Source organism: Spongiactinospora rosea (genome assembly GCF_003315795.1).
Classification (GTDB): domain Bacteria; phylum Actinomycetota; class Actinomycetes; order Streptosporangiales; family Streptosporangiaceae; genus Spongiactinospora; species Spongiactinospora rosea.
The window spans coordinates 241,042-250,659 of record NZ_QMEY01000012.1 but is presented as its reverse complement, the minus strand read 5'-3'; the positions used below and the strand labels follow the sequence as shown (position 1 = coordinate 250,659).

At 68.5% G+C, this 9,618-nt stretch carries 8 protein-coding genes and 1 tRNA gene; 7 read left to right on the top strand and 2 right to left on the bottom strand.

Translation table 11 applies throughout. From position 1 onward, the window contains the following. Window positions 1–224 (top strand): integrase core domain-containing protein (locus DP939_RS26165; RefSeq protein WP_147267783.1); only part of this gene is annotated, 224 nt, incomplete at its 5' end. Between the two features lie 972 nt (window positions 225–1,196). On the opposite strand, the gene DP939_RS26160 is transcribed toward DP939_RS26165, so the two are convergent. Then, window positions 1,197–3,194 carry a M3 family metallopeptidase gene (locus DP939_RS26160; RefSeq protein ID WP_113983411.1) on the bottom strand — a complete coding sequence of 666 codons (1,998 nt, stop codon included), beginning with the start codon at window positions 3,192–3,194 and terminating at the stop codon, window positions 1,197–1,199. A gap of 152 nt (window positions 3,195–3,346) precedes the next feature. On the opposite strand from DP939_RS26160, the gene DP939_RS26155 reads away from it, so the two are divergent. After that, window positions 3,347–3,418, top strand: a tRNA-Gln gene (locus DP939_RS26155). A 64-nt stretch (window positions 3,419–3,482) separates the two neighbouring features. Here DP939_RS26155 and DP939_RS26150 read toward each other — a convergent pair. Then, entirely contained in the window at window positions 3,483–4,415 is a 933-nt protein-coding gene (locus DP939_RS26150; protein WP_113983410.1) for an alpha/beta hydrolase, read from the bottom strand. Between the two features lie 159 nt (window positions 4,416–4,574). On the opposite strand from DP939_RS26150, the gene DP939_RS26145 reads away from it, so the two are divergent. The 5 genes from DP939_RS26145 to DP939_RS26125 all read left to right on the top strand — a co-directional run bounded on the left by DP939_RS26145 (window position 4,575) and on the right by DP939_RS26125 (window position 9,204). Further along, entirely contained in the window at window positions 4,575–5,534 is a 960-nt protein-coding gene (locus tag DP939_RS26145; RefSeq protein ID WP_113983409.1) for an ABC transporter ATP-binding protein, read from the top strand. A gap of 36 nt (window positions 5,535–5,570) precedes the next feature. Continuing rightward, complete coding sequence (locus DP939_RS26140; RefSeq protein WP_113983408.1) at window positions 5,571–6,287, top strand: ABC transporter permease; 717 nt, start codon at window positions 5,571–5,573, stop codon at window positions 6,285–6,287. Between the two features lie 19 nt (window positions 6,288–6,306). After that, complete coding sequence (locus DP939_RS26135) at window positions 6,307–7,542, top strand: sensor histidine kinase (protein ID WP_199565418.1); 1,236 nt, start codon at window positions 6,307–6,309, stop codon at window positions 7,540–7,542. Between the two features lie 434 nt (window positions 7,543–7,976). After that, window positions 7,977–8,597, top strand: coding sequence for a response regulator (locus DP939_RS26130; protein ID WP_113983406.1), 621 nt, complete (start codon window positions 7,977–7,979; stop codon window positions 8,595–8,597). 10 nt (window positions 8,598–8,607) lie between these two features. Continuing rightward, window positions 8,608–9,204, top strand: a complete 597-nt coding sequence (locus DP939_RS26125) for a hypothetical protein (RefSeq protein ID WP_147268140.1) — start codon at window positions 8,608–8,610, stop codon at window positions 9,202–9,204. The last annotated feature ends 414 nt before the right edge of the window (window positions 9,205–9,618 follow it).

Here is a 9,618-nt window from a genome sequence, read left to right as displayed (position 1 = left end):
CGGCCGAGTCCATGAACAGTCTCTACAAGAAGGAGCTCATCGACTTCTACGGCGGCTGGAAAGGCGTCATGGACGTGACTATCGCCACGATGGAATGGGTTGCCTGGTACAATTCTGAACGGCTACATTCTTACTGTGGGAACGTCCCTCCGGTCGAGTATGAGGAGACGTTCCACCGATCGACCGCCGGCACTGACCTGGCGGCCGAGAACCAAGCGATCTAGCCTCCAACTTCGCCGGGGCGGTCCAGGGTTGTGGCTTGGTTCCGTCCATGTGCTGGGCCTCGGGGGCCATTCCGTAGGCTTGGCCGTTGCTCGGGCCTTGTCGTCCGTCTGGGCCTTCGGCCGTCCCTTCCGCAAGGGCCGGTGATAGCTGGGGCCTGCGGTCTGGTTCTACCCTTGGGCTGAGCTCCACGAGTCCATTCCGGACGCTTAACCGTTGCTCGGGCCTTGGTTTCTCTCTAGGCCCTTGGCTGTCCCTTTTCCAGGGGTGGGCGATAGTTCGACCCCTGCTTGATCACTGAACCTTTTTCAACCGGTCGCTCGGACCAGGTCAGGGGTGCCTCCGTCGAGCCCGGACCGGGCCTGGCGCCCTGGCAGGACGCCTGGTCATGCGGATACGGCATCGCGCCTACCGCCTCTGACCAGCGAACCTGAGGTTGAAAAGGTTCACTGCCCCCGGGCTGGCTCTCGGGGCCATTGCGGAGGGTCGGCGCCTTGGTTTCCGTCTGGGCCCCTGATGGCGTCGTCCCCCGGGGCAGCAATCGCCTGGCCTGGGGCCTGGTTCTGCCCAGAGACTGGGTCCGGCGCTTGGCCGTCGCTCAGGCCTTGCTTCCGCCTGCGCCTTCGGTTGCTCCTTGCCTTGGCCCAGAGGTCTACCCCGAGGGCCCAGACTGTCGCCTGAGCCCTCAGAGCCATCCTTGGAGCCCGGGGGCCACGGGCTGAGCCTGCGGGGCCGTCCCAGGGCCTGGCCTCTGCGGGCCCGCAGGGAGGGCAGATCCTTTGCCAGGTCTCGCCCGGGACCGTGGTTCGCGGGCGAGACCTTGGCTTTGACCTCGGTTTCGGACCTCTCCGCAGGAACATGCCCGCCCTGCTTCTCAGCTTTGCCCTAGGGCCCTGGCGTAGCGGCCCGGGGCCCGTGGCCGTCCGTGGATCCGGCCTGCCTTCGGGCGGCCCGCAGCATTGTCTTGGGGGCGGTCAGGAGAGGCCGCGGCGGGCGAGGAGGGGGGCGATGTCGGGGACGCGGCCGCGGAAGGTTTGGAAGGCGCTCATCGGGTCGATGCTGCCGCCCTTGCTGAGGAGTTCGCGGCGGAACCGGTCGCCGTTGGCCCGGCGCAGGCCGCCGTTCTCCTTGAACCATTCCACCGTGTCCGCGTCGAGGACCTCACTCCAGATGTAGGAGTAATAGCCCGCGCTGTAGCCGCTGGACCAGATGTGGGCGAAGTAGGTGCTGCGGTAGCGCGGCGGGATCAAGGGGTGGTCGAGGCCCGCCTGGGACAGAGCGTGGTTCTCGAAGGACTCCCAGTCGGTCACCTCGGCCGCGCCGCCCTCGGTGTGCCAGGCCCAGTCGAGAAGGGCGGCGGCCAGGTACTCGACCGTGGCGTAGCCCTGGTTGAACCGCTCGGCTTCCAGCATCCGGTCGACCATCTCCTGCGGCATCGGCTCGCCGGTCTCATGGTGCCTGGCGTAGTTGGCCAAGATCTCGGGCCATACCGCCCACATCTCGTTGACCTGCGACGGGTACTCCACGAAGTCGCGAGGCACCGCCGTACCGGAGACACGGGGGAACCGCACGTCGGAGAACAGCGCGTGCAGCGCGTGGCCGAACTCGTGGAACATGGTGTTGACCTCGCTGAAGGTCAACAGCGTGGGCTCCCCGGGCGGTGGCTTGACGATGTTGAGGTTGTTGACCACGACCGGCGCTTCGCCGAGCAGATCGGACTGCTTGACCAGACTGTTCATCCAGGCGCCGCCACGCTTGGACTCGCGGGCGTAGTAGTCGCCGAGGAACAGGCCGAGCGGTGTGCCGTCCTCCTCGAAGACCTCGAACACCCGGACGTCCGGGTGGTAGCCGCGGAGGTCGGGCCGGTCGGTGAAGGTCAGGCCGTAGAGCTTGCCGGCCGCGTAGAACACGCCGTCGCGCAGGACGCGGTCGAGCTCGAAGTAGGGCCGCATCCGGGCCGTGTCGAGGTTGAATCGGGCGTTGCGCACCTTTTCTGCGTAGAACGCCCAGTCCCACGGCTCAAGGTCGAAGCCCGCCTCGGCGCGCAGGGCCTCGGCCTCGGCGTTGGCGTTGGCGACGGCGGCAGGGACCAGCTTGGCCAGCATGTCGGTGACCGCCTGGGGCTCCGGCGCGGTCTGGTCCGCCACGACGTAGTCGGCGTGATGCGCGTAGCCGAGCAGGCGGGCGCGCTCGGCCCGCAGGCGCGCCATCCGTGTGACGATGCCGGCGTTGGCCGTGCCGCCTCTGCCGGTCGCCGCCTTGTGCAGGCGCTCCCGCAGGTCTCGGTCGGTCAGCCCGCTCAAGGCGGGCTGACCCGTCGGCAGGATCAGCGAGATCGCGTACTTGCCGTCGAGCCCGCGCGCCTTGGCCGTCTCGGCTGCCCCTTCGACCGAGATCCCGTCCAGCCGGGCGGGGTCGTCCACCACGACGGCGGCGGCGCTGGTGTCGGCCAGCAGGTTCTGCTCGAACTCGGTCGACAGCCTGGACAGCTCGTCGTTGAGCTCCATCAGCCGCTGCTTGTCCTGATCGTCCAGTTCGGCGCCCGCGCGGACGAAATCGGTGTGGTAACGATCAAGCAGCCATGCCTCGTCGTCCGCCAGGGTCTCCCGGACGGCGTGCAGCTCCTTGATCCTCTTGAACAGTGCCGGATCGAGCTTGATGGTGTCGCCGTGCTTGGCGAGCCGGGGAGTGATCTCCTTCTGGATCTCCCGGGTGCCCGGGGTGCTGTCGGAGGACACCTGGTTGAAGAAGACCGTGGACACCCGATCCAGGATCCGGCCAGAACGTTCCAGCGCAGCGATCGTGTTGTCGAAGGTCGGCGGCTCGGGGCTGCCCGAGATCGCGGCGACCTCGGCAAGCTGCTCGGCCATCCCGCGCTCGAACGCCGGCAGGTAGTGCTCCTCGGCGATCTCCTCGAAGGGCGGCAGGTGGTACGGCAGGTCGCTGGGTGCGAAGAACGGGTTCGCGGTCAAAGTCGGATCTCCTCACGCGTGTCCTGGGATCTATCCTTCCTTACCCGGCATGCCGGTGGCACCCGCCGGGTATTCGTTTTGGTCTCGGCGGCAAAGCTGGGCTATCCTTGCCGAGGTCGCCGCGAGAGATTCCAGCGAGGATCACCGCGCGGTGGGGTATGGTGTAATTGGCAGCACGACTGATTCTGGTTCAGTTAGTCTAGGTTCGAGTCCTGGTACCCCAGCAAGTGTTCATTTGAGGCGGATGTCCTTCGGGCAGCCGCCTTTTTCGTTGCCCATGGCGGCCCTTCAGGCGAGGTCGTCGAGGATGTCGACGATCTGCTTCCATGCGGCCCGGCTGGGGGCGTGAGCGGTGCGGACCGTCCGCACGTCGAAGCGGTTACGTGGCGTGAGCGAGTCGGCCTCCTTGATCATCCGGTTTTGCAGGGCCGACGGGATGACCCGGTCTTCGGTGTGCCGGATGTAGGTGCGGGGCACGCGGCCCCACGTCTCCTTGCGCCCGCGAGCGTCGGCCGACCCGATGTGCAGGCTGTCGTCGGGCAGCGAACCGTTGAGCATGGCCATGAACTCGGCCTCCGAGGAGTCGGCCATCAGCGCGGCCTTGAGCGGGCCCAGGAACTTGGGATCGGCGAGCCGCCAGTTGATCCGGATCGCGCCGATCACCCTCGGATCGGCCGCCACACCGCCCAGGATGGCGCCGATCTGGCTCGGCTTTCCCTCCGGCGTGGCCAGATAGGCCTCCGGGCTGGGCAGCTTGGTGCAACAGAAGGCCGAATCGTAGACGAGCCGGTCGATCAGATCCGGCACCTCGTTGGCCGCCTTGGTGATCGTCGCTCCGCCCATGCTGCCGCCCACCAGGATGACGGGACCGTGTTTCGCCGCCCGCCGTACGGTCGCGACGGTGGCCGCCGCGTAGTCGTCGAGAGTGATCTTGGCCATTACCGATGGTGCGGTGGCCAGCGCCTCCGTATCCTGTGGCACCTGGTAGGCCGACCGGAACTGCTCATCCGTCGCCAAGTGGCCGGGCAGCTCCACGGCGACCGTGCGGTGCCCGCGCAGGACCAGCTCGGCGTCCGCCGACAGCCCGCCATTGGCCCCCGTGACGAACACATAGGTGGTCACGCGTCGGCCTGCTCGGCCGGCGGCGACGCCTCCGGCCCCAGTCACCCCGGCGACGACGGCGGCGGACTTCAGTGCGGTGCGGCGTGAGAAATCGTTCATGAGGCAAGCCTGGCAAGCGAGCCCCGGGTTGCGAATCGCCTGGTCGGCTCATCGATCGTGGGAGGTCCTATCCACCGATCGGTTGATGCGGCGAATCCACCGATCGATGCGCTTCATGGGCGATCCGAAGCCGGGGGCGCCGGCCGCATTCTTTTTGGCATGACGGTGATTGATGTGCGCAACCTGCGCAAGGAGTACGGCCGGCATGTGGCGGTGGACGACGTGTCCTTCTCCGTGGAGGCCGGGGAGATCTTCGGGATCCTCGGCCCGAACGGCGCGGGCAAGACCACCACCGTCGAATGCGTGGAGGGGCTGCGGCGGGCCGACGCCGGCACGCTCAAAGTGCTGGGGCTCGATCCGCGCGCTGACGGCAAGCGGCTGCGGCGGCGGATCGGCATCCAGCTCCAGGAGAGCCAGATCCCTGAGCGGCTGAAGGTGTGGGAGGCGCTCGACCTCCACAGTTCCTTCTATGACACCCCGGCCGACTGGCGGCGGCTGCTCGACGACTGGGGGCTGGCCGCCAAGCGCGACACGCCCTTCGCAAAGCTCTCGGGGGGCCAGAAACAGCGCCTGTTCATCATGCTCGCCCTCGTCGGCTCTCCAGAGCTGGTGGTGCTCGACGAGCTCACGACCGGCCTCGACCCGCAGGCGAGGCGCGACACCTGGGAGCTGATCGAGCGGGTCAGGGCCGGGGGCGTCACCGTGCTGCTCGTCACCCACTTCATGGAGGAGGCGGAGCGGCTCTGTGACCGGGTCATGGTCATCGACGCGGGGCGGGTCGTCGCGGTGGACAGCCCCTCAGGGCTGATCTCGCGTGCCGTCCCCGAGCAGCGGGTGCGGTTCCGCCCCTCGGCCCCGCTGGACGAGCGGCTGCTGACCGGCCTGCCCGAGGTCACCAGGGTCAGCATGACGGGCACCCGGGTGGAGGTGTCCGGCAACGGCGACCTACTGCATGCGGTGACGTCCGTGCTGGCCCGTCACCAGATCGTGGCCGGTGACCTCCGCGTCGATCAGCCCAGTCTCGACGACGCCTTCGTGGCCCTGACCGGCAGCCGGCCGCCCGGCTCCAGCGGCTCCCCGGGCGCTTCCGAAAGCCGTTCCGCTCACCGGCGTGGCTGAGATCCGAACAACGAGCGAGATGACAAGGAGAGCGGGATGACCGCGCTGACGAAGTACGAGCTGAAGCTGTTCCTACGTGATCCGGCCGCCACCTTGATCGTGCTGGTGCTGCCGGTGGGGATCGTCGCCCTGTTCGGTGTGATCATGGCGCCGGGCGGCGGGAAAGACGCCATCGAGACCTTCTTTCCCTCGGCGGCCATCGCCCTCGGCCTGGCCCAGCTCGGGATGAACCTCCTGCCCAGCACGATGGCCGGATACCGGGAGAAGGGCATCCTGCGCCGGATGTCCGGCACGCCCGTCCACCCGGCCCTGCTCCTGGGCGCCCAACTCGTCGTGGGCGCGCTGCTCGCGCTGGTCTCCATGGCACTGGTGGTTGCCGTCGGCGTCGCGGCCTTCGGGTTCGGGCCGCCCGGCAGCATTCCCGCGTTCCTGCTCACCTTCGTCCTGGGAGTCATGTCACTGTTCGCGGTGGGGCTCCTGGTGGCGGCGATCGCGCCCAGCGGGCGCGTGGCGACCGGCATCGGCGTCGCGGTCTTCTTCGTGAGCATCGTGTTCGGGGGCATCTTCGTGCCGGTGGAGAGCCTGCCCGCCTTCATCGCCGACGTGGGCGACTTCACCCCGCTGGGGGCCTTCATGCAGGCGCTCCGGGCGAGCTGGGCGGGGGCCTGGCCCGAGCCGCTGCACCTGGGGGTGATGGCCGTGGTCGCACTCGGATTCTCACTGCTGTCGGCCAAGATGTTCAGATGGGAGTGACTCGGTGGGGGTGATGGAGATGACCTGGCTCGGGCCCGACGAGGGGGCCTCTGTGCGAAGCAGGGAGGTGTGGGCCTACCTGGCGCTGGCGTACGCCCTCCTGGCGGTCGCTCTTCTCGCCGCGCTCGCGCTCGGACAGGTCATTTCGCAGACGTGGGTGTTCTCCGGCTTGGCGGCGGTGTGGTTGCCATGGATGCACTGGCTCTATCCGCGGCGCCGTACCCACCAGGCGGCGACCATCGTCCACTATGCGGGCATCCTCGCCATCGGCGGCGCCCTCGTGGCGACGAGCGTGGCCTTCACGCTCTTCCTCTCCATCGGCTACCCGCTGGCCGGCGTGCTGTTCCCGAAGCGGGCGATCATGGTCGGGGTCGCCGCCACGGCGATCACCACTGTGGTCGCTCAGAGCGATCCGAGCGGACGGGGGTTCGGGCAGATCGATCTGATCACCGCGCTGCTCGGGCTGTCGGTGCCACTGCTGTTCGTGGGATGGCAGGTCGGTCTGGAGAGCGAGCGGCGCAGAAAGGCCAACGAACGTCTGCAGGCCGCGCTCGCCGAGAACGCCGGGCTGCACGCCCAACTCGTCGCTCAGGCCAGAGAAGCCGGTGTGCTGGACGAACGACAGCGGTTGGCCAGGGAGATCCACGACACGATCGCCCAGGATCTCGTGGCACTGATCGGCCAGGTCCGAGCGGCCGACGGGGCACGCGACGAGCCGGAGCAGTGGCGGCGGCACGCGGACCAGATCGCCGTACTGGCCGGCCGTGCCCTCACCGAGGCGAGGCGATCGGTCCGCGCGCTGCAGCCGGAGCCACTGGATGGAGCTCATCTCCCCGACGCCTTGGCCGACCTCGCGGGCCAATGGGCCGAGGGCACGGGGATCACCCCCGATGTCGAGGTGACGGGCGCGCCCCGACGGCTCGTCGCCGGGGTCGAGGTGACGATCTTCCGGGTGGCCCAGGAGGCGCTGTCCAACATCGCCAAGCACGCGAAGGCCGAGCGGGTCGGTGTGACGCTCGACTACCTCGACGACACCGTCCTGCTCGACGTCCGTGACGACGGCACGGGCTTCGACGCGAGTGCCGCCGCCTGCTCGGCGGGCTTCGGCCTCGACACCATGCGCCAGCGCGCCCGCGGCGTGGGCGGCTCGCTCACCATCGAGAGCACCCCCGGCCACGGCACCGCCATCGCCCTCGCCCTCCCCGCGATCCCGGCCGACCCCGCGGACCCGGAGACCTTGCTGAAGGAACGGTGATCGATTTGTATGGCCGCGCTGCTGGCTCGTTGGGTATGAGGCGTGATCCGATGGGCGGCGATGTCGCCGGTTGCGATTGTCCGGTAATGGGCTGTGGTCCGGAGGTCTCGCGGACTCATGGCGGTGGATGGGGTGGCTTGGCCGAAGTCGTGTTCAGAGGGGGCGGCGCTTCTGCTCGAAGCGTGCCTTCACCGGGCACTCGGCGGGCGCCTTGGCAGGGCTCGCTTTTCGGCGCCGATGGGGTAGTGGGCATTTCGCGTATGAACACGAGTCGAAGCGGAGTAAGACGGCACCCGAGTTCCGGGTGATGCGGGTGGACTGGGTGAACGACGTGCGCTTGGCCTCACTCCGGTAGGGGGCCTCGCCGGGTCGGCGTTGGAGGGCGGTTCGGTGGAGGAGTTGCGGTGAGCGGTGATCCGGGAGATTCGGAGCCGGTGATCCGGGTGCTCATTGTGGATGATCACCCGGTGGTTCGTGATGGGCTGCGGGCGGCGTTCGCGGCGGTGGGAGACATCGAGGTCGTCGGCGAGGCCGGCGACGGGGCCGAGGGCGTGAGGCTGGCAAGGGAGCTGGCCGTCGAAGTGGTGCTGATGGACCTTCGGATGCCCGGGATGGACGGCGTGCGGGCCATCCAACGGCTTCGTGAGCTGGCGCCGGAGATCCGGGTCCTCGTGCTGACCACCTTCGACACCGATGCCGACGTCCTTCCGGCGATCGAGGCCGGGGCCACCGGCTACCTGCTCAAGGACGCGCCCACCGAAGAGCTGCTGCGCGCCGTACGGGCCTCGCACCGGGGGGAGACGGTGCTCGCGCCGACGGTGGCCGGGCTGCTGGTCGGCCGCGTCAGAAAACCGGTCAAGAGCACGCTCAGCCCACGCGAGATGCAGGTGCTGCGCCTGGTCGCGGGCGGGGCGACCAACAGGGAGGCGGCGGCCAGGCTGTTCATCAGCGAGGCGAGCATCAAGACGCATCTCCTGCACGTGTACGCCAAGCTCGACGTCCGGGATCGCGCTTCTGCTGTGGCCGAGGCATACAGAAGGGGCCTGTTGGACTAAATTGACCTCGGTGTACAACCCTTCGCAAGAGTTCAGAGTCAATGGCTCCTTCGGGAGGTTCGTACTGCCGTTCGCCGCCCCCTTGGTGATGTTCTTCCTGGTCATGCTGTTGCTCGGGGCGATCTTCACCGCCACGACGGTGGGTGGCGTCCTGGTCGGCCTGGCAGGGACGGGCGCCTTGGTCGGGGTGCTGGCGAGGAAGTACGCCAAGATGGCCGACCGTACGCTCATCCGGTTCTCGCCGTTCGGTGTGGAACTGGAGGACGGTTCGGGGTTCCGGGCGCGTCTGGCCTGGGGTGACATCACACGGGTCGGCGAGGTGCAGACCAGGATGGCGAGTCCACGGACGATCGGCCGCCCCGGCGGGATGCGGGTCCGCGCGGGCACGATGCGTTCGCTGGGCCTCATCGGCTGGGGAGAGCGAGTGGTTCCGCAGCGGATTCCCGGGTGGATGCGACAGCGACTGGCCGCGGTTCCGGTGGACCGGCGCACCGGCCGGCCGGAGGTGTCGATCCCGCTCGGCGCGATCGACCCGGCGTGGCAGAACGGCGACATGGGGAGCTGGGTGGCACGCTACCGGCCCGACCTCATGCAGGCCGCCGCCTGAAGAGGCGGCTCGGCACGCCGAAGGCGGGCGGTGCGCCGGTCGGCGGCATATCGCGTCTCTTCAGGCCCGGATACTGGTGGATCTCCTGGGCGGAGTGCGGCGGCGAACGTCAATCGGGGCGGTCAGCAGCCTGCGGTCCCTCTGAGCGCGGATGCCGGTGATTCTGCGAGGGCGGGGCGGGGGCGTCGGTCGCGTGCCGCTGTGGGCCTGGTGCGGGGCTAGTAGTTGCCAATCGGTGGCGGGGCTGGGCAGTGGTGTGGGCCCTCTTGGGGATGGGTGCCGGTGATTTCCGGTGCAGTCCATGCGAGCCGGCGAGAGCCGTGTCATGTGTGGATGCTGATCATTTGGGCTTGATCCGGTTGGACGGGTATTTGAGATCCAGGGCTCGCCCCTAGGAAGCCGCATGTGCTGGGG